This is a genomic window from Klebsiella sp. H-Nf2, from assembly GCF_002806645.1.
In the GTDB taxonomy this organism is placed as follows: Bacteria; Pseudomonadota; Gammaproteobacteria; order Enterobacterales; family Enterobacteriaceae; genus Klebsiella; species Klebsiella variicola.
Genome location: NZ_PIBL01000056.1, coordinates 1 through 207 on the forward strand (window position 1 = coordinate 1; position 207 = coordinate 207).

Annotated in this window: 1 rRNA gene; it reads left to right on the forward strand. The window is 51.2% G+C overall.

The features are described 5' to 3' along the window. Positions 1 to 20: 20 nt before the first annotated feature. Positions 21 to 207 (forward strand): 23S ribosomal RNA (locus CWM58_RS27995); the annotation flags it as partial.

The following is a 207-nucleotide window of genomic DNA, read 5'->3' on the forward strand; positions in this document are numbered from 1 at the left end:
GAAACATCTTCGGGTTGTGAGGTTAAGCGACTAAGCGTACACGGTGGATGCCCTGGCAGTCAGAGGCGATGAAGGACGTGCTAATCTGCGAAAAGCGTCGGTAAGGTGATATGAACCGTTATAGCCGGCGATGTCCGAATGGGGAAACCCAGTGCAATTCGTTGCACTATCGTTAACTGAATACATAGGTTAACGAGGCGAACCGGG